The organism is Pantoea sp. BR_17, assembly GCF_041955125.1.
In the GTDB taxonomy this organism is placed as follows: Bacteria; Pseudomonadota; Gammaproteobacteria; order Enterobacterales; family Enterobacteriaceae; genus Pantoea; species Pantoea stewartii.
Genome location: NZ_JAVAXT010000001.1, coordinates 366,747 through 385,402, shown reverse-complemented (window position 1 = coordinate 385,402; position 18,656 = coordinate 366,747). Strand labels below are relative to the sequence as shown.

The window sequence follows — 18,656 nt, the reverse complement described above, 5'->3', positions numbered from 1 at the left end:
TCTATACTTATCACCTGATGACAGGAGGCAGACGATGCACACTTTTAAAGGAAATAAACAGGCGCTTCCGGTGCGCTACTGCAGGCAGTGCCATAAACCCATGACCTGGCGTAAAAAGTGGGCAAAATGCTGGGATCAGGTACTATACTGCTCTGAACGTTGCAGGCGACAGCGTCGAAATACCGCTGGCGGAGCATAACATTTTCGCGCGCCGCCTGGCTTTGCCGCCTCGGTGAAACATTTAGCAAAAGTTAACCTGAATTTTACACGACTGTTCTCACGCGCCGTTGCGATTACTGTACCAGGCTTAATAAAAACAAAAACAGTCAGTCTGGAGCAGCAATGAAAGAGCAAAACAGGACGGAAGGTGTGAAACCCTATGATGGCGCAGCGGGCGGCTGGGGTGCCCTGAAAGCGGTAGCAGGGGCGATTCGTGGTCAGATGGCCGTGAAACAGGACGTGATTGCCTTATTTAAAGTTAACCAGCCTGAAGGCTTTGACTGTCCCGGCTGTGCCTGGCCCGATCCCAAACACACGTCCTCCTTTGAGTTCTGTGAAAACGGCGCGAAAGCGGTGTCATGGGAAGCCACCAGTAAACGCACGACACCTGAGTTTTTCGCGGCCCATCCGGTCAGCGAATTGTGGCAGCGCAGCGCTTACGAGCTTGAAGGCGAAGGCAGGCTGACGCATCCAATGAAATACGATCCGGTAACGGATACCTATCAGCCCATCGAGTGGCAAACCGCCTTCAATGAAATTGGTGAGCGGCTGCGCAGTTATCACAATCCCGACAGCGTGGAATTTTATACCTCGGGACGTGCTTCCAACGAGGCCGCCTTTCTGTGGCAGCTGTTTGCCCGCGAATTTGGCACCAATAACTTCCCCGACTGTTCCAATATGTGCCACGAGCCAACCAGCGTCGGCTTACCTGAATCGATTGGCATCGGCAAAGGCACGGTAGAGCTGGATGATTTTGACCATTGCGATCTGGTGATCTGTATCGGTCATAACCCCGGTACAAACCATCCGCGCATGCTGGCCACGTTGCAGGAGGTGTCGAAACGCGGTGCGAAAATCGTCGCGATCAATCCGTTGCGCGAACGGGGACTTGAGCGTTTTACCGCCCCGCAAAATCCGGTACAGATGGTGACGCTGAGCTCAACGGAACTGGCGTCAACCTATTACAAAATCCGGGTTGGCGGTGATGCGGCCATGCTTAAAGGCGTGATGAAGTGCCTGATGGCGATGGATGAAGAGGCCAAAACCCGCGGCAATCCTGGCGTGTTTGACGCCGCGTTTATCGCTGAACATACGCAGGGCCTGGATGCCTTAAAAGCCGACCTTGAGGCGACGGACTGGTCGCATATTCTTAACGTTTCGGGTATGTCACGCGAACAGATTGAGCATATCGCCCAGCTTTACGCTAATGCTGAACGCACAATCATTTGCTATGGCATGGGAATTACTCAGCATCAGTACGGCACGCAGAACGTGCAACAAATTGCGAATCTGCTGCTGTTACGCGGCAATATGGGCAAGAAGGGCGCGGGCATTTGTCCGTTACGCGGTCACTCGAATGTGCAGGGCGATCGTACCGTTGGCATCACCGAAGTTCCCTCCGAAAGCCTGCTGAAGCGTATCGAAGCGGTCTTTGGTTTCACGCCACCGACAAAACACGGACACAGTGCCGTTAAGGCCGTTCAGGCCATTCGCGATGGTGAGATAAACGCGCTGCTGTGCCTGGGCGGTAATCTGGCCGAAGCCATGTCGGATCCACAGCAAACCTTTGCTGCGATGCGCAAGCTGGATATGGTGGTGCACATGGCCACCAAACTGAACCGCTCGCATTTGTTGCTGGCAAAACACAGCTATCTGTTCCCGGTGCTTGGCCGCACCGAGATTGACCAGCAACAGTCTGGCGCACAGAGCGTGACGGTTGAAGATTCCATGTCGATGGTGCACGCCTCACGCGGCACGCTCGATCCGGCGTCGCCTCATCTGAAATCCGAACCCGCGCTCATCGCGGGCCTGGCCAAAGCCACGTTGCCGGACACGGTCGTGGACTGGGACACGTTGACAGGCGACTACAGCCTGATTCGTGACGCCATCGAAGCGGTGATTCCGGGTTTTGACAACTTCAACGAACGTATTCAGCAGCCGGGCGGGTTCCGTTTACCGAATGGCGCGTCTGAACGTGTCTGGCATACGCCATCGGGCAAAGCACAATTCCTGGTGATGGAGGGCATCAATGAAGATCCGCGCTCGTTGAAATGTCATGATCTCGTTCTGACGACACTGCGCAGTCACGATCAGTACAACACCACGCTCTACGGGCTGGATGACCGCTATCGCGGCGTTTCAGGCCGCCGCGACATTCTGTTTATCAGTGAAAACGAGGCGGAGAAAAAGGGCGTTCGCATGGGCGATCAGGTTAACATCATTGCGCTGGACCCGGACGGCAATCCTACTCATCGCCGTCTCGATAATCTGACTATCGCAGTGCATGATATGGCCGAAGGTTCGGTTGCGGCCTATTACCCTGAAGCTAACGTGTTGATTCCCTTAGACAGTTACGACACAAAAAGCGGTATTCCCTCCTATAAAAGCACACCGGTGAGGATGGAGCTGGCCCGCGCCGACGTGCCGGTTGAGGCGTCCGCAACGCGCCGTTAAACGTCCGTCCAGCTAAACCAATCCTGAACGAAGCGCCATCTGAGTGGAAATCCGCCCTCAGATGGCTATACAATCGCCGCGAATTTTACGCAAGAGGCAACCTACATTGGACACAAGTCCCGAACGATTACACCAGGCTTCTGCAGTAAGATAGTTTTGGCTGTCTTAACTGCACGTTAAGATGGCGGCTGTATCAACATCCTTCCCTGACGTGATGCGCTTTGCATCAACGCCCGCTGTGATCCATTTTATTCATCTTTGTTTTTCCGTACTGCGCCTGCTGCGCGGCGGAGAGAGGTTTATCATGGACTGGAAAATCTTTTTACTGCGCGTATCGGCCGCGCTGATTCTGGGTGCGCTCATCGGTAGCGAACGTCAGCTGCGTCAACGCATGACCGGTTTACGTACTAACGCGCTGGTCAGCACCGGCGCCTGTCTGTTCGTTCTGATGACGCAGTGTGTTCCCGGCATTGCCACCGACGCAACTCGCGTTGCCGCCTATGTGGTTTCCGGTATCGGCTTCCTGGGTGGCGGTGTGATTATGCGCGACGGATTAAACGTTCGCGGCCTGAATACCGCCGCCACCTTGTGGTGTACCGCGGCCGTCGGCGTCCTGTGCAGCATGGGGTTGTTACTCGAAGCCGCGATAGGTTGCATGGTGATTCTCTGTGCCAACATTCTGTTGCGTGAACTGGCGCTGGGCATTAATCGCCAGTCCATCGTGTCGGCCGACGAGGCAGTACAACATTACAAAGTGCAGATCGTCTGTCTTGCGCAGGATGAAGTTCAGGTGCGCAGTTTGATGCTGCATAGCCTGGGCAACAGCGGCCTGCGCCTGCAATCGCTCCACAGTGAAGATTTGGATCCGCCACATCGCATGGAAGTGAATGCCGAAGTGATGGGCCAACCCAGCATGACCGGACAGCTGGAAAGTCTTGTAAGCCGCATCAGTCTGGAGAAAGGGGTCAGTTCGGTGCGCTGGCAGGTATGCGGTCTGGATTCGAGCGAAAACGGATAGCACAAAAAACAGGCGCCGCTACGTGAATTCTGATAAAAGAGCAGGGGATTTATGCGTCAGATTTCGCGTAGCGTTGTTATTTTATTCGCGAAAATCCGTTTCCAGGTGCGCTTTTTTACGCTATATAAAGAGAGCCTGCCGTTTGAGTGTAAGGTTAAGTAAAGCAGAGCGTAGATATTTCTATAAGCGATTGAATGGGTTATAAAAGCCCTTAGCGTTGCTCACCTTGTTATCTTTACTGTGCGGATTATTCGATGAAGCGTAAAACCTCATTCTTTTTTCTTTCCGGCCTTATGCTCCTGCTTTCTGGTTGCAGTCATCATCATTCAGATGAACCCGAGGACACCGCCGCCGCTGACGCATCGCAAAACCCGGATTTGATTCCTATCGTCGCGGCGTTGCATGACCAAATGCACACCTGGCATGATACGCCGTACCAATGGGGCGGCACACAGCTGTCTGGCGTGGATTGCTCGGGCTACGTCTGGCGAACCTTGCACGATCGTTTCAATCTGCCAATGGACCGCGTCACCACAGCCGATCTGCTGCATATGGGCGTTCGTGTCACACCGGAACATCTGCAACCAGGCGATCTGGTGTTTTTCCGCATTGGTGGCGGCATGCACGTAGGCTTCTACGATACGGATAATCAGTTTATTCACGCGTCGGCCAGCAAGGGCGTGATTCGCTCATCACTGAACAACCCATACTGGAAATCGGTTTATTACCAGGCGCGTCGTCTGACGCGAGAATACGGGGCGCAGGTAACACTGAACAGAGCCAGCTAAACGTGAATTATGCCAGGCAACGCTACGTGAAATCTGCCAATCCAGCACAGGGATAAGCGCCAGTTTTTTACGTAGCGTTGTTGTGATTTGTGGGTACAGAAGCGGACAAAAAGAAGCGGTGAGGCAGGAAAGGCGTAAACGGGCTGACTGAGTGCGTAACCGGACATCCTATTTAACATAATATACATTATGCGTACTTTTATACATCAGGCTCCGATATGGGGTGTTCTGCGTCTTTTCCGGTTTTGCACCATTTTCTCTGCTTTTTCGCTTTGTCTTCGCTTCGCCTGTTTATGTGCTCTCATATCTCGTCTTCAGGCCACATCAAAATCTGATGCCGTGCGCGTTACCAGTGATAACCGAGTCACCACTGCAACTCATGTCTATCACCCGAAACGCGCATCAGCCGTTCTTGATGACAACTCACCTGATGTTGAGAAAACATCTTACAGGCAGTGAATACCGAAAAGCGGCGACGTGATGTTTTGCCTGGTTCCATCGCTGAGGCTGATCAGCCACGAACTGACGTCTGCAACCTGAACTGACGCGGCTACGTAAAAATTAGCGTACTGAGGTACCGAAATCCCCACAACATTCACCCATATCGATTAATACGAAACGCTGTCTGATATCGGTACCCACAGATCTATGATGCCTGATGAAGGATATTAAAAGCCAACCCAGGGCCCGGCCCCGAATTTAGCAGTTTGCAAGGTGCTCACGTTGACTATTAACTTCCCCATTGGCCTTCCAGGCAATGAATATTTAAGGATGTTTGAAAATTTGCGTCACATAAAACTGCGCGGATAATTGCGAGACGGGTTGCGGCAAAAGCGGATCAAAAAACAGACCATCGTGGTAAGCAATCCAGTGACGTGTCCCGGTTTTAACGTTATTCCAGCGACCATGAAAGATACCACAATCCGTCGGTACGCTGGCCCCGTTGTGTCTTTTATACGATACGTTCTCTAATCCCTTATAACCCAGAAATCTTTTCATTTGCGCGAGATTGACACGTTTCTTCTTGTCGCAGAAGCCATTTTCCATAGCAATTGACAACATCTCATCATAACTTTTTTGATGTAATCGGGCCATAACCGCGATACCACATCCTTCGTCGTCTGATGGCTGTTTAATATGCAAATACGTCATTTTAGGTTCTCCTTAACGCAATAGCTGATGTGAATTAACTAATATCGGCTTCTAAAGACGTTTCTTGAAAAAAATAACGATGCCGCGGTGTAATCACAACGCGCGTTATCAAAATATGGCGTGCCTCGAAAAAAGACCGCCCTTTTCTTTTTTATTCTGCGTTTAATGAGCCTGGAGAGTGATGGTCGGTCTCAATTAACGTTACCTGACAAAGCAAGTGCCTGTTTAAGGCCGATGCACGCTGTTCTCAAATATCGCCAGGTTTTCCTTCGCTTCCGCGTACTGATAAGACGTCAGTTCAATCTGATTTCCGTCAGGATCGGAAAAATAAACGGACATCGACACCTGATGATCGCTGACTGTATAAGGTATGGATTGCGCGACCAGGATGCGTAATAACTGACAGAAACACGTGGCATCCAGGCTAAATGCCACGGTGTTACCCGGCGGCTGATGGGTTCTTAAAAACAGCGATATTACGGCAGCATTATTTTTCAGCACCAGTGGACCGCCCTGCGTAAACCAAAACAGCAACGATTCATCGCGTGAAAAACCCAGCACCCGTTTATACCAGTGTTCTGCTTTCTTCAGGTCATGCACATAAATATGGACGTGGTCGATCTTGAGTAAGTTCACTTTCACCTCTTTGGTCAGGCGTAAAGAGAACCAGCATTAAACAGATTATGCCGTGATGCAAAAGCACGCGCACATAATAGCCTGCTATTTAACATAAATCAGAATTGCAAAAAAAACGAGGCGAATTAATCAGAGCCGGTCAGAATGCATTCAGGTATATTGCAGAGGCAATAGGCTCATAATATTGGCGGGATAAACCGTTTCGGTTGTTTCACTGAGTGCTTTGACGGTCCACCAGCGCGAACTGGCAATGACTGATTTCTCATTTTCACTCCAGCCCAGTGTGTTAATTTCGTTCCCTGCGGCAGTAACAATAAAGAACCGCTCATGTGCCTGCACGATCTCGCCCGAAGGCAGCGTCATGGCAAAGCATCGCTCACCGACAGACGGACCCACATCGGCACGGTGAATGCCAGTTTCTTCATACAGTTCCCTGACCGCCGCCTGCTCAAAAGATTCGCCCTGCTCTACGCCGCCGCCGGGCGTTGCCCAGTATGCGCTGCCCGCCAGCGCATCCTGCGAATGCACAAAACGAAACAGCAACACCTCATGGGAAGCATTCAGGATCAGTAACCGGGCCGAGCGGCGCGTGCGCATATTCTCTTCCTTTTATTGGGGGCGTGCTCACGGATAAAGATTTTTCAACGGGGCCGCAAAAAATCCTGCCAGCGGCGCGTCAGATAGTTATGTTCATCCATCACGGCGTTCCAGACGGCAATGTGGCTCATCCGTTGCTCGTAACTTCCGCCATCGCGCACTTCCCCCTGGGGAATCAGCGGTGCGCCCCAGGCATCCAGCAGCACTTCGCGTGCGGGTTGACCACCGTACCAGAAATCCCATTCCGCTGCCGACAGATGCGTCCGGCTGCGTTCCGCGTTAGAAATGTAATAACCCTGCCGCGCCATGACCGCACCGGGCCAGCCAGACTGCCACCAGTTAAGGTAGTCGTAGGCCGCCTCTTTGATTTTGCCGGTCGCACAGCGTGAAAGCGACATGCCGCCGTACCACGCACGGTAGCCTTCACGTGGTCGCGCCATTTTATAGCCGCGCTGATGGAAATGATGACGAAAATAGATGGGTGCCCAGAGACTTTGTACTTCAACCTGCTGATTGGCAATCAGGTCGCATGCCTCATCCTGCGATGCCCAGAAGGCCGCAAAATGGCCGTTACGGTGAAGGCGCGCCAGCTGTTGTGTTAACAGGTCGATCTCATCAAGCGTCAGATTACCTATATTCGCAAAGCGTGCCAGCCCGGCCCCCTGCATGGCCAGCGCCGCATCAATACCGCCCATGGCCGCATCTTCCTGTAGCGCCACCTGCCCCGTCAGCGAAGGATGTACCAGCCAGCCCCAGCTCTCTTCCTGCTGTTGCAGCACCGCAGGCAGCCGGTCTGCATGATAGGCAAAACTGTCCACGTTATGGGTAAGCGGCAACATGCTGATATGGTCACTCGCGTGGCTGCCTAAATGCATATCGCGCTGAACATACAGTCGCTCCGAAGGTACACTGCCATCGGCTAACGGCAGATCGGGACCTAGCCTGCCGGTTTTGGCCAGCGGCGTAATCTCGTCCCAGTATTTCAGTCGCTTGATTTCCAGCGGCTGGATTGCCCGGGCAGGCCAGACAAAATCGATATTGTGAAACCACTGATCGTAAAGGTCATAACTTTCCGGATGCATGACCGCAATGCGCTGGGCATCTTCCACGCTGTGCAGCAGATACTCGATGCGAATGCCCAGATCGCTTTCCGCACGGACACGCAACATTTCAAGCAGCGTGACCGAGGTGCCCAGTACGCGCAATGTCAGTTGATCGTTAACTTTCGCCGCAGCGTTCATTGTTTTACTTATCCTTTACCGCCTGCTGAAAACGGCTGAATCCCTGTTTCAGTCGCTCGGGATCCAGTCCGCGCAGAATAAACACCAGTTTTGAGGTATCGACATCGCCGGGCCAGTCATTCAGGTGAACGGGCGGATGTAACGTATGCTGTACGCCATGAATCACCACGGGTGAGCTGCTGCCGCTGAAACGTAAGATGCCTTTCATTCTCAATACAGACTGACCATGGCTATGTAACAGCATTGACAACCAGATAGCAAACGCGGGCCAGTTCAGGGCGTTCTCTAAGGTGATCACGCAGGTTTGCGTAAGCGGATGCGGATTCTCGTCATGGGATGCAAGACGATAACCGGACGCACCGGCTGCGCCAAGCCAGCGAAACCGCTGTTGCCCACTGCCTTTTGCCAGGCGCAGGCCAAATAAGGGGTCCGGATCGGCCAGCGCCTGCACGGTGTCACTCAGTTCCGCCATAGGGTTCAGCCCGGCAATCCAGGCCTGAAGCGCCACACGTTCGGTCTGTCCGATACGGTCGCATTTGCTGAGCAACAGCTTATCCGCCGCGCTGACCTGGGCTATCCATTCCGGTTGATGCATCGACTGCTGCCGGGCATGCTCGGCATCGACCAGCGTCACCAGCGTGCCCTGACTGAAGTGATGTTTAAGCTGGGGATCATGCAGCAATGTTGACAGGATGGGCGCAGGATCGGCAAGGCCGGTGGTTTCCAGAATGACCTGGCTGAACGGCGGCAGCATGCCGCGCACGCGCCGTTCATAGAGATCCAGTAACGCCGTTTTCAGTTCGCCGCGAATCTGGCAACAGACGCAGCCGCTGGGCAGCAGCACCGTATCGGGCGCGACTTCATTCAGCAGATGATGGTCGATGCCCACCTCACCAAATTCATTAACCAGCAATGCAACGTCGTTCAGATCTTGCTGCGCCAGCCAGCCTTTCAGCAGCGTGGTTTTGCCGCTTCCCAGGAAACCGCTCAGGATATGCAGCGGCAGTTTTTGATCGTGCAGCATAGCCGCTCCTCTTGTATGCCTTACAGCGCCGCCAGCCAGGCTTCATCCAGTGGATCAAGCGGGCGTTTGGTGATCTTCTCGACCTCTTTCCACAACAGGTCCAGTGAATTCACCATCACCTGCTGACCGGTTGGGCTGGAGAGCACCCAACTGGCATGAAACTCAGTCAGCGTGAGCCGCCAGGGTTTAAGCGTTCGGTTGAGCAGCGCCAGCTGCTTTAACCGCAACTGGCGCTGGGGCAGATCGTTTTGTAGCGCATCGCTCCATTGCGGACCGCTGTCCAGTAAACCACAAACGCCACACATATCTGCTTCTCCTCAGGGCATGACATCGCCGGAATTAGGGCCAAGCGTCTGGCCAACAAACAGGTTACCGCCGGGCTCACTTGCCAGCAGTAACGCTACCGGCGCGACCTCTTCCGCCCGGCCAAAACGTCCCAGCGGCAGTTCGGCTGCCTTGGCCGTTTTCCATGCCTGATTGATGCCATCGATAAGCGGCGTTTCAATCGGACCGGGCGCGATGGCGTTCACCAGCACATTATCTGCGGACACCTCCAGCCCCAGCGAGCGGGTAAAGCCTAATACGCCGGCTTTGGCCGCCGCATAATGGCTGAGTTCGGCACCACCTTTGATACCGAGCTGCGACGCGATGTTGATCACCCTGCCCCAGCGCTGCGCCAGCATGGACGGCAACGCCCGTTGCGTCGCCAGGAAGACACTACGTAAATCCACAGCCATCATCTCTTCCCACATGGGTAGCGTGATATCGGTACAGCGCGCCTGGGTCAGCATTCCGGCGTTATTCACCAGAATATCGATTCCGTCGAACTGCGCCAGGCAGGCATCCACGCCCGCCGTGGCACCTTCCACCTCGCCGACATCGGCCACAATGCCAAAACACGGCACGCCAGACTGGCGACACTGATCAACCACAGTCTTGAGCTTTGTACTGTCGCGGTCAGTGAGTATCAGATGGGCACCTTCGCGGGCGAACAGCATTGCGATGGCCGCCCCGATGCCGCTGGCCGCGCCGCTGATTACACAACGTTTCATCCTGAGTTGCATGGGTTCTCCTTAATCCGGCCAGCGAACGGTGAGTCCACCGTCGACAATCAGACTCTGTCCGGTGAGGTAACTGCTCTCGTCACTGGTGAGAAACGCGATGACTTTCGCCACTTCCTCGGCGCGTCCGACGCGGCCCAGCGGAATCGCCTTCGCCGCCTTCGCCAGCCCTTCCGGGCCAAGCGAATTATCCTTATCCAGCGACTGCGGCGTTTCAATCAGCCCGGGGATGATGGCATTACATCGCACCCCGCGCGGCGCGAGTTCGACGGCCAGCGAGCGGCAAATGCCGGGCACCGCCGCCTTCGCGGCGGCATAGTGCGCATGCGCCTGCCAGCCATATACACCGCCCGCAATCGACGACACCGCAACCAGGCTGGCCCCCGACTGAAGGTGGGCGGCAGCGGCACGGAACAGGCGCATCACGCCGGTCAGATCGACATTGAGCATCTCATCCCAGCGTGCGTCGCTCATCTCCTCAATCTCTGCCCGACGCAGAATGCCCGCATTGGCGACGACCGCGTCAAGCCGTCCAAAGTGCTGTACGCCTTGCGCAATAAACGCGTCCACCGAGTCGGTGGATCCGACGTTAAGCGGCAGCCAGAGCGCGTCACCGCCCGCCGCTTCAATCTGCGCGGCCGCGACGGCCGGATCGTGGGGATCCTGCGGATAATAGCCCGCTATCACCCGCACGCCTCTCTGGGCATACAGCGTTGCCAGCGCCAGTCCAATCCCACTTGCGGCTCCGCTGATCGCGGCAACCGGGGCTGTGTTTGCATTCTGCATAGGGTTTCCTTAGGCCTGAGGTTGAGTGGAGGCGGCGGCGATGTGCGTATTCAGTTGCGTGACCGGCCGGGCGAACAGAATAATGATGCCCGAGACAAAGCACGGAACCGCACCAAACCACAGTGCCGCCTCCTGCCAGTGTCCACCCTGACTCAGCACTGAGGTAGTGCCGACACCGGCCACAATTGCGCCCACCGGCCCCATCGCCATAATTAATGCGCCCGCAGTAGCACGAATGGCGGTCGGGAAACTTTCACTGATAAAGAACAGCGCGGCCGCATACGGACCAATCAGGAAAAACAGACCGACGCTGTACAGGGCCACGATGATGGCAAAGTTGTCCGGGCAGAACAGCATCGCGGCAAAGGCGATACCGCCCAGCATCCAGCCGGCCGCGATGGTGTTGCGACGACCGATGCGGTCACCGAGCCAGCCGTGTGCCAGATAGCCGCAATAGCCCACCAGGTTAGACAGAATCAGGATCAATAAAGAGTTATTGAACGAGACCGCGTGGGTTTTGGTAATTACCGTGGTGCCCAGCACGCTGAAGATCTGAATGGCGAACCAGTTCAGCAAAATGGCAACACCCAGTACCAAGGTTGAGCGCAACGCCGTGCCGTGAAATGCCGAGGCAAAACCTGACTTCGGCTGATCTTCATACGGAACCTGATAGTCGGCCGCGACCTGGCGTGCATCTTTCTCTTTACCCTGCTCCCGCAGCGTTTTGATTTTCTTCTGTACTTCAAACTGAGGCGTTTCTTTCAGCTTCAGCGCCAGCAGCGCGATCACCAGCGACGGAAAGGCTGCGAAGATAAAGCTGCCCTGCCAGCCGATAATCGGCAGCAGAATCGCGGTCAGCGCCGAGGCCACCAGCGCACCGACCGGCCATCCGCCCTGCACCAGGCTGTAGACAAATCCCTTCCGTTTGTTGAGTTTGGGATCGTCCAGCGCAGTATAGAGTTCTGATAAATAGGTGGCGTTAACCGTTTGCTCTGCATAACCCAGACCGGCAACGGAGCGAATGGCGGTCAATGCGCCCTTACCCCATAATCCCCCTATTGCGGTCAGCAGCGAACACAGGGCCGCGCCTCCCACGGTAATAACGATGCCCATGCGCCGTCCCAGGCGATCCACCAGCGGGCCAATGGCCAGAGCGATCACTGCCCCACCAAACGCGACCCAGGTAGCAATTTCAGACTGTTCGACTTCGCTCCAGCCAAAATGACCGCCGATCTCCGGCAGCAAGGTGCCGAAAAGGATGAAGTCATAGACGGCGAAGATCCAGGCGAAGAAGGCGATCCATGTAGCGAATTTGACATCCCTGGTGGTTAACTGCTGGGGCTGCCAGCCGTTAACGGATTTTTTTTTGTAGATGCTCATGTCGTGATCACTCTGCAAGAGAAAAAGGCTTAACGCGGTTGGCGCGCTAAGAAGTCGTCGGCAATTTCGTCGAAAGTGACGAAACGCACGCCCTGGTGACTCTGGATGTACTTAATCAGGCGCTCCAGCATCAGCAGCACCTGCGGACGGCCTGATACGTCGGGATGAATCGTCATGGTAAAGACGGCATAGTCGTTTTCGCGATATACCCAGTCGAACTGATCGCGCCAGATCTCCTCCAGATGGCGCGGATTGACAAAACCGTGGCTGTTCGGTGACTTCTTGATAAACATCATGGGTGGCAGATCATCCAGATACCAGTTAGCGGGGATCTCTACCAGGTCGGTCTCTTCGCCGCGCATTAGCGGCTTCATCCAGGTGTCCGGATGCTGGCTGTAGTCAATTTTGGTCCAGCTGTCGCCTACGCGAACGTAGTAAGGATGAAAGTCGTTGTGCATCAGGCTGTGATCGTATTTGATGCCTTTTTTCAGCAGCAGCTCATTAGTCACATTGCTGAATTCCCACCAGGGCGCGACGTAACCGGTTGGACGTTTACCCGCAAGCTGCGTCACCAGTTCAATACTGCGATCCAGCACCGCCTCTTCCTGCGCGGGCGTCATGGCAATCGGGTTTTCATGGCTGTAGCCATGCACGCCAATCTCGTGGCCGGCGTCAACCACCGCTTTCATCTGCGCCGGGAAGGTTTCGATTGAGTGGCCGGGAATAAACCAGGTGGTGCGCAGATTATGTTCAGCAAACATTTTCAGCAAACGCGGTGCGCCCACTTCTCCGGCGAACAGCCCGCGTGAGATATCGTCAGGGGAATCTTCCCCGCCGTAAGAGCCGAGCCAGCCGGCAACAGCATCCACATCCACACCAAATGCACATAAGATTTCTTTCGCCATCTTTTCTTCCTCTGGAGCGTTAAGCGCAGACCGAATCGTCTGCGGTAAAAAGACCTGCCAGTCGGCTGGCAGCGTGAAGAAGCCGGCGATCTTCGCCAGCCGGTAGAGAGAAAAGCAGACTGGTATGCAACCCACGGTCATCGGTACCGCTCGGCAGGGCGATGCCCGGCATATCCAGCAGACTGCCCGGCATGGTCAGGCGCAGCGTGGCCACGTTGGTCTGGGCGAACAGCGCGCTGTCCTGCATCAGCGGACCGAGTTCCGGTGCGGTATGGGCCACCGTGGGGGTGATCAGTATTGCGCCCGCCAGCTCCGCCGCCAGGGCCTGTTGCCACTGCTGACGTTGGGTCAGAAAGGTATCGAGCACGGCCGGGTCCTGCTCGCTGGCGGCAAGCAGACGTTCGCGCACTCTGGCATCCATGCGTTCTGCGTCAGGTGAGGCTAATAAGAGGCGATGCAGCAACCAGGCTTCGCGCCCACCCGGCCAGCCTTTTTCAGCGATCCAGTCAAGCGCCTGCGTAAACGCGGTAAGCGGCTGGCGGTCAATGGCAAAGCCGGCCGCGTCGAGGCGATCCAGCATTCTCAGGCCGTTATCGCGAACGGCGGGCTGGCATGTCATGAGGAGCGCGTCGTCAACCCGGAAACGGGGTTCAGGAAAGGCGGTGGTATCCGGACCGCACAGGATGTCATCAAGAGCGATAGCATCCCGGACGCTGCGGCATAACGGGCCGAGTGTATCCAGCGAGCGGGCCAGCGGAAAAACGGCGTCCATGGCATAACGGCCACGGCTGGCGCGGTAGCCCGTAATGCCGCTGAATGCGGCCGGAATACGAATGGATCCGCCGGTATCGGTGCCAAACGCGATACAGGCCAGGCCTTCCGCGATTGCCCTGCCAGCCCCGCTGGACGATCCGCCCGGCGCGTGCAGGCTGCCCGCTGATGACCGGATAACCGGTGTACCAAACGCGGGATTCAGGCCGAGTCCGGAAAACGCAAATTCGCTGAGATTGGTTTTGCCGATCGTGACCATGCCCGCCGCCGCGCACCGGGCAACGACGGGTGCATCCTGTCGGGCGGGCGAAACGTGTTGCCGGGTGGCCGAACCGGCGGTGGTCTGGCAGTCCTGAAGGTCGAACAGGTCTTTCCAGGCCACCGGAATTCCATCCAGTGGACTCAACGGCTGGCCTTGCCGCCAACGCTGCATTGAGGCTTCGGCCTCTTCACGGGCGCGCGCCGGGGTGAGCGAAATAAACACCGAAGGTACATTTTCTGCGGCGGTCAGGCAGGCCTCAGTAAACGCCAGGGGGGAAAGGCGGTGCTGTGCATAAAGCGCACTGATTCCCAGCGCATCGATCTGACCCTGAATGTATAACTGACGGACGGTTTCTGGCTGCACACGCTTACCTTTAAATGTATATTGCAATTTAATGTACATTTGAAGATAGCAATAACGATGCCAGGAAAAGGACTGTTAAGTTACATATTTGTGATCTTATCGATCATTAAATAATTTAAATCAGCAATAACAAAAGCTTAAATCGGGAGCGGTGACGGACATTTGTGCAGGCTGAGTAAAATCCTGTCTTTGTATTAAATGTACTAATTTATTTATGATCCATTTTAGAGCGCTGTGCACTAACGCAGTGCTGTGCGTGGGCAGCCGTCGTTATTTCCTCAGATGTGATAATCTGGCGGGCAGGATGGGAGCGGAAAAAGACAATGCGAAACATAATGAATGGAGCAGACATGGATGACGCCGGTTCTGCGCGTTATGAAATCATCCGCCAGGTGCTGCTTAACGTGCTGCAGCAAAACGCTGTTCCTAAAGGCCTGGTGTTGCTGGAAGGTCCGTTAGCACAGCTGTTCGGCACCAGCCGCGTGCCGGTCAGGCGGGCGTTAAGTATGCTGCATGAAGAAGGCTGGATTGCCCGCTTTGAAGGCCGGGGCTTTATCGTGGCCCGCGACGATGAGGACGTCGAACCCGTGCGCATTGCCCTGACGCGCGAACTGTTGGGGCTGGCGCATCATGAGGAACTGGTCGACACCCGCAGTACGGGTGAAAAAGTGCTGGAGCACCTCCAGGGTGTGCTGTCGACCGCGATGATCTTTGGTTGCTATCAGGTTGATGAGCAGGACGCGGCACACTATTACACCACCAGCCGGGGCGTGATTCGTGAGAGCTTAATGCGCCTGCGTGATAAAGGCCTGGTGGAAAAAGAACCCTATTCCCAGTGGCTTACCGGTCCGTTAACGGCGCGCGAGCTGGGCGACCATTTTGAAATCCGGGCCAATCTTGAACCCGCAGCGCTGCGTAAAGCAGGCGAACGGCTGGACGTAGACTGGCTGAAATCGCGGCTGGATAACGCGAAAAAATCGCAGGGTAAGCAGTTAACGGCCATTGAACTGGAAACCCTGGAAGAAGATCTGCACATTCGCTGCCTGGAGCCTGCCGGTAACAAGCTGATGATGCAGATACTGCGACAACACCAGTCGCCCTTTATCGTCACGCGCATTTTCTATGACCTGCTGCGTATCCCTGTCGACAGTGCCATGCTGGATGAACACTGCCTGGTCTATGAATTTTTGCTGAATCGGAACTGGGAACTGGCGGCCGCCTGCATGAAGGATCATCTGGAGCGCGCGCAGGTTCGCACGTTGCAGCGGCTGAAAGTGTTATCTGTGCTGCCTGTTCCGTCCTTTCCGGATTTTATGGCACGGCGCTAGCCGCTTATAAAGGTGACACTTTCACGTAAAAAGCGACGTATTCTCCTTCTGTCACACTAGCCCGTCACCGGTTCCCTCTTCAGCGCTGAACGCGTCATGTCGGACATGCTGACTCAGCCTCTTTACCGACGCGCGTAAAACGCTTGAAAAACAGTCACCGGTGCGCTGACCGCCAGCGGCTGAAGCGGAAAACCGGTCGCCAGGCGGGAAGGATGAAACTCGCCCTGAATATGCTGATACAAGTGCGACGCACGTTCTGCTCTGAGGCTACCGTCCCAGCGCAAAAACTGTCCCCAGAGCGGCATATTACGGTAGCGGTCCGTGACCGGCATGGCCGAACGCAGGTACGCGGGCGGAAACAGCCGACGATAGCGGTGATGATGGTAGAGCCACGACAGCCCACGAAGGGTTTTTACCGCGGGCGTGAGAGTCACTATCTGCGCCATTAAACCGCACAATTCGCGCTGACGCGCGGCGACCTCGCTGTCACACAGGGGCGAAACCGTTCCGTCAGTGGGCTCAAAATGAATACGTGCGGACCGATCCGTTTCCAGACTGAATGAGAAACAGCCCGAACGACCCACCACATCGGGCGGGGCAACAGGCGGCCGGGATTGCCAGACAGCCAGCGTATACTCAGCATCTTTATCGGGGTTGTGCCGCAGGCCGCGAATATAGTCTGACCAGACGGGAAGCTTACGATCGAACCGCCGCCCGCACCCCAGACGAATAAAAATGTTCGTGTAATCCATAATCGCGTTGGCCAGCAGCATGCCTGTGCCTGACGCCACCCAGGTCGCGAAAGAGAGTTGTATCCTGAAGAATTCTGCGGTGAGCTTCATGCCTGGCGGCCTTCTCCTGACGAGCATATGCGCATTTTACCATCCCTTACGGCGACGCGCCGCGGGCAAAGCGCGCCGTTCAACGCGTCTGCACCGCCGTCGCTTCAATCTCTAACAGGACACCATAATGCAGTCCGGAAACCGGCACCACAGCGCGGGCGGGTTTCCAGCTCCCCAGCCACTGCGCGTAAAGCGCATTGAAATCATCCCATAATGCGATGTCAGCCAGATAGACTCTGACCATCACCAGTTGCGATCGGGTAAGGTTCTCCTGGCGCAGGCAGGTATCCAGACTGGCAAAGACCTGCAGGACCTGATCGGCAAAGGGCGCGGCGCTGAGCATCTCCCCTGCGGGCGTGGCCGGTAACAGACCCGAAATAAACATCATTCCTGCCCCCAGACAATAGTGGGAGTAATGACCGGGATGCGGCTGGTCATTGATATCACGCGCCTGCAATTGCTGAAGCATATTTTCTCCTTACATCATGCCGGGTTGTTTCAGGGCGCTGCCATCGCGGAAACGGCTGTAACGGAACGCCGTGGGGTCCACGATGGGATCATCACCGGTCACCAGATCGGCCGTCAGGCGGCCGGCACCGGGGCCGATGCCAAAGCCATGCCCACTGTAGCCCGCCGACAGAACCAGACCGGGAAGCTGTGGCACGGTGGAGATGACCGGTATATCGTCAGGCATACAGTCGATGACGCCACCCCAGGCCTGCGTGACTCGCAGCCCGGCCAGCGCAGGATACTCACGGCCGATGGCCATCAGCCCCTTTTCCACCACGCCGTCCGACACCGTCGGGTCCAGAATGCGGATTTTTTCAAAGGGGGACGGGCGCTCCATTGACCAGCGCGCCAGCGACTCCGGTCCCTGTAAAAAGGAGGTCAGGCGAATTTTGGTTTCCAGATTGAGCCGACGTGCTTTGTATAACGGGAAGAACTGACGGGCATATTTCAGCCCCTGAATGCCGGGCTCAAGACGACCTGTGCCGGACAGTGCGATGGTATAACCGCCGTCCGAGCGTGGCCGACAGGCAAACGCATCCGTATAGAAAGGCCGGGTAATCACCTGTTCGACGGGATAAGTACGAAACGCACTGCCGATGACATTACCTGCAGGTAAATCGATGCCGTGCCGGCGACAAAACAGCGATGTCCAGGCACCTGCGGCGCAGACCACGCGCGAGGTTTTAATCAGACCTCTTTCCGTGATCACCCCGCTCACCTGACCTGCCGAAATATCCAGCCCGCGCACCGCACAGCGCTGAAACAGAAAGGCGCCTTTTTTCACCACCGCCTCCATCAGGCCTGGCGCGGCGAGTGCGGGATCGGCATAACCGTCATCGGGTGAATGCACGCCGCCTTTCCACGCTGTGCGGCTACCGGGCGTCATGGCTTTTGCCTCTGCGGCATTGAGAATCTGGCTACGAATGCCGTATTGCTTCGCCATTTTCCCCCAGTTATCCCAGTTGCGGATGTCCTTTTCCGCGCACGTTGCATAGACCAGCCCGGTGGCGCGGAATCCCACGTCCATGCCGATTTCCTTGCTCAGTTCATGCCAGCGTTGCAGCGCATGCAGGATCAGCGGGATCTCCCGTTCATCCCGGTTAAGCTGGCGGCACCAGCCCCAGTTACGGCTTGACTGTTCAGCCCCGACCAGGCCCTTTTCGATCACCGCCACCCGATAGCCTTTTTGGGTGAGCGCCCAGCAGGTTGCCGCGCCGACAATGCCTGCCCCAATAATCACTACATCCACCGAGTCGGGAAAATGCGTACTGTCCTGAACCAGCCTGAGCGGTGCGGGCATAATATCTGCTCTCCAGCGA

The 18,656-nt window shown here is 55.8% G+C and carries 19 protein-coding genes; 5 read left to right on the top strand and 14 right to left on the bottom strand.

Annotated elements, in window-relative coordinates; translation table 11 throughout:
* Positions 1–34: 34 nt before the first annotated feature.
* The 4 genes from RAC60_RS01745 (at position 35) to RAC60_RS01730 (ending at position 4,479) form a co-directional block, all read left to right on the top strand.
* Positions 35–199: a DUF2256 domain-containing protein gene (locus RAC60_RS01745; protein WP_072209558.1), complete on the top strand. Its 165-nt coding sequence runs from the start codon at positions 35–37 to the stop codon at positions 197–199.
* 143 nt (positions 200–342) lie between these two features.
* Positions 343–2,673 (top strand): FdhF/YdeP family oxidoreductase, encoded by a 2,331-nt coding sequence (locus RAC60_RS01740; protein WP_058701895.1) that lies wholly within the window; start codon positions 343–345, stop codon positions 2,671–2,673.
* A 304-nt stretch (positions 2,674–2,977) separates the two neighbouring features.
* Positions 2,978–3,691: an MgtC/SapB family protein gene (locus RAC60_RS01735; RefSeq protein ID WP_006119157.1), complete on the top strand. Its 714-nt coding sequence runs from the start codon at positions 2,978–2,980 to the stop codon at positions 3,689–3,691.
* 254 nt (positions 3,692–3,945) lie between these two features.
* Positions 3,946–4,479: a C40 family peptidase gene (locus RAC60_RS01730; RefSeq protein ID WP_006119158.1), complete on the top strand. Its 534-nt coding sequence runs from the start codon at positions 3,946–3,948 to the stop codon at positions 4,477–4,479.
* A gap of 765 nt (positions 4,480–5,244) precedes the next feature.
* Here RAC60_RS01730 and RAC60_RS01725 read toward each other — a convergent pair.
* From RAC60_RS01725 to RAC60_RS01675, 11 genes are all read right to left on the bottom strand, one after another.
* On the bottom strand, positions 5,245–5,631 hold the full coding sequence (locus RAC60_RS01725) for a hypothetical protein (protein WP_058701894.1): 387 nt from the start codon (positions 5,629–5,631) through the stop codon (positions 5,245–5,247).
* Positions 5,632–5,856: 225 nt separating this feature from the next.
* Positions 5,857–6,267 carry a VOC family protein gene (locus RAC60_RS01720; protein ID WP_375092479.1) on the bottom strand — a complete coding sequence of 137 codons (411 nt, stop codon included), beginning with the start codon at positions 6,265–6,267 and terminating at the stop codon, positions 5,857–5,859.
* A gap of 150 nt (positions 6,268–6,417) precedes the next feature.
* Positions 6,418–6,864 (bottom strand): NUDIX hydrolase, encoded by a 447-nt coding sequence (locus tag RAC60_RS01715; RefSeq protein WP_033741683.1) that lies wholly within the window; start codon positions 6,862–6,864, stop codon positions 6,418–6,420.
* A gap of 44 nt (positions 6,865–6,908) precedes the next feature.
* Positions 6,909–8,105: a PotD/PotF family extracellular solute-binding protein gene (locus RAC60_RS01710; protein WP_058708140.1), complete on the bottom strand. Its 1,197-nt coding sequence runs from the start codon at positions 8,103–8,105 to the stop codon at positions 6,909–6,911.
* A gap of 4 nt (positions 8,106–8,109) precedes the next feature.
* Positions 8,110–9,129, bottom strand: a complete 1,020-nt coding sequence (locus tag RAC60_RS01705) for a GTP-binding protein (protein ID WP_185199428.1) — start codon at positions 9,127–9,129, stop codon at positions 8,110–8,112.
* Positions 9,130–9,149: 20 nt separating this feature from the next.
* A complete protein-coding gene (locus RAC60_RS01700; RefSeq protein WP_006119159.1) occupies positions 9,150–9,434 on the bottom strand; it encodes a hypothetical protein in 285 nt (94 codons plus the stop codon).
* A 12-nt stretch (positions 9,435–9,446) separates the two neighbouring features.
* Complete coding sequence (locus RAC60_RS01695) at positions 9,447–10,193, bottom strand: SDR family NAD(P)-dependent oxidoreductase (protein ID WP_039340323.1); 747 nt, start codon at positions 10,191–10,193, stop codon at positions 9,447–9,449.
* Positions 10,194–10,202: 9 nt separating this feature from the next.
* Positions 10,203–10,976, bottom strand: a complete 774-nt coding sequence (locus RAC60_RS01690; RefSeq protein ID WP_006119161.1) for an SDR family NAD(P)-dependent oxidoreductase — start codon at positions 10,974–10,976, stop codon at positions 10,203–10,205.
* Positions 10,977–10,985: 9 nt separating this feature from the next.
* Positions 10,986–12,356, bottom strand: a complete 1,371-nt coding sequence (locus tag RAC60_RS01685; RefSeq protein ID WP_375092478.1) for an MFS transporter — start codon at positions 12,354–12,356, stop codon at positions 10,986–10,988.
* 29 nt (positions 12,357–12,385) lie between these two features.
* Entirely contained in the window at positions 12,386–13,261 is an 876-nt protein-coding gene (locus RAC60_RS01680; RefSeq protein WP_033741691.1) for a polysaccharide deacetylase, read from the bottom strand.
* Between the two features lie 19 nt (positions 13,262–13,280).
* Entirely contained in the window at positions 13,281–14,657 is a 1,377-nt protein-coding gene (locus RAC60_RS01675; protein WP_185199427.1) for an amidase family protein, read from the bottom strand.
* 284 nt (positions 14,658–14,941) lie between these two features.
* On the opposite strand from RAC60_RS01675, the gene RAC60_RS01670 reads away from it, so the two are divergent.
* The gene (locus RAC60_RS01670) at positions 14,942–15,985 is read left to right on the top strand and encodes a GntR family transcriptional regulator (protein ID WP_205950190.1); all 1,044 of its coding nucleotides are present in this window, start codon (positions 14,942–14,944) and stop codon (positions 15,983–15,985) included.
* A gap of 122 nt (positions 15,986–16,107) precedes the next feature.
* On the opposite strand, the gene RAC60_RS01665 is transcribed toward RAC60_RS01670, so the two are convergent.
* The 3 genes from RAC60_RS01665 to RAC60_RS01655 form a co-directional block, all read right to left on the bottom strand.
* Positions 16,108–16,827, bottom strand: coding sequence for a hypothetical protein (locus RAC60_RS01665; protein WP_375092477.1), 720 nt, complete (start codon positions 16,825–16,827; stop codon positions 16,108–16,110).
* Positions 16,828–16,906: 79 nt separating this feature from the next.
* Positions 16,907–17,296, bottom strand: coding sequence for a RidA family protein (locus RAC60_RS01660; RefSeq protein WP_205950192.1), 390 nt, complete (start codon positions 17,294–17,296; stop codon positions 16,907–16,909).
* Between the two features lie 9 nt (positions 17,297–17,305).
* Complete coding sequence (locus tag RAC60_RS01655) at positions 17,306–18,637, bottom strand: FAD-binding oxidoreductase (RefSeq protein WP_205950193.1); 1,332 nt, start codon at positions 18,635–18,637, stop codon at positions 17,306–17,308.
* Between the last annotated feature and the right edge of the window lie 19 nt (positions 18,638–18,656).

Excerpts from the sequence above, each read along its gene's own strand:
- RAC60_RS01665 (WP_375092477.1), bottom strand. The coding sequence starts at position 16,827 with ATGAAGCTCACCGCAGAATTCTTCAGGATACAACTCTCTTTCGCGACC.
- RAC60_RS01710 (WP_058708140.1), bottom strand. The coding sequence starts at position 8,105 with ATGAACGCTGCGGCGAAAGTTAACGATCAACTGACATTGCGCGTACTG.
- RAC60_RS01745 (WP_072209558.1), top strand. The coding sequence starts at position 35 with ATGCACACTTTTAAAGGAAATAAACAGGCGCTTCCGGTGCGCTACTGC.
- RAC60_RS01735 (WP_006119157.1), top strand. The coding sequence starts at position 2,978 with ATGGACTGGAAAATCTTTTTACTGCGCGTATCGGCCGCGCTGATTCTG.
- RAC60_RS01695 (WP_039340323.1), bottom strand. The coding sequence starts at position 10,193 with ATGCAACTCAGGATGAAACGTTGTGTAATCAGCGGCGCGGCCAGCGGC.
- RAC60_RS01725 (WP_058701894.1), bottom strand. The coding sequence starts at position 5,631 with ATGACGTATTTGCATATTAAACAGCCATCAGACGACGAAGGATGTGGT.
- RAC60_RS01740 (WP_058701895.1), top strand. The coding sequence starts at position 343 with ATGAAAGAGCAAAACAGGACGGAAGGTGTGAAACCCTATGATGGCGCA.
- RAC60_RS01690 (WP_006119161.1), bottom strand. The coding sequence starts at position 10,976 with ATGCAGAATGCAAACACAGCCCCGGTTGCCGCGATCAGCGGAGCCGCA.
- RAC60_RS01655 (WP_205950193.1), bottom strand. The coding sequence starts at position 18,637 with ATGCCCGCACCGCTCAGGCTGGTTCAGGACAGTACGCATTTTCCCGAC.
- RAC60_RS01700 (WP_006119159.1), bottom strand. The coding sequence starts at position 9,434 with ATGTGTGGCGTTTGTGGTTTACTGGACAGCGGTCCGCAATGGAGCGAT.
- RAC60_RS01715 (WP_033741683.1), bottom strand. The coding sequence starts at position 6,864 with ATGCGCACGCGCCGCTCGGCCCGGTTACTGATCCTGAATGCTTCCCAT.
- RAC60_RS01705 (WP_185199428.1), bottom strand. The coding sequence starts at position 9,129 with ATGCTGCACGATCAAAAACTGCCGCTGCATATCCTGAGCGGTTTCCTG.
- RAC60_RS01730 (WP_006119158.1), top strand. The coding sequence starts at position 3,946 with ATGAAGCGTAAAACCTCATTCTTTTTTCTTTCCGGCCTTATGCTCCTG.
- RAC60_RS01660 (WP_205950192.1), bottom strand. The coding sequence starts at position 17,296 with ATGCTTCAGCAATTGCAGGCGCGTGATATCAATGACCAGCCGCATCCC.
- RAC60_RS01685 (WP_375092478.1), bottom strand. The coding sequence starts at position 12,356 with ATGAGCATCTACAAAAAAAAATCCGTTAACGGCTGGCAGCCCCAGCAG.
- RAC60_RS01680 (WP_033741691.1), bottom strand. The coding sequence starts at position 13,261 with ATGGCGAAAGAAATCTTATGTGCATTTGGTGTGGATGTGGATGCTGTT.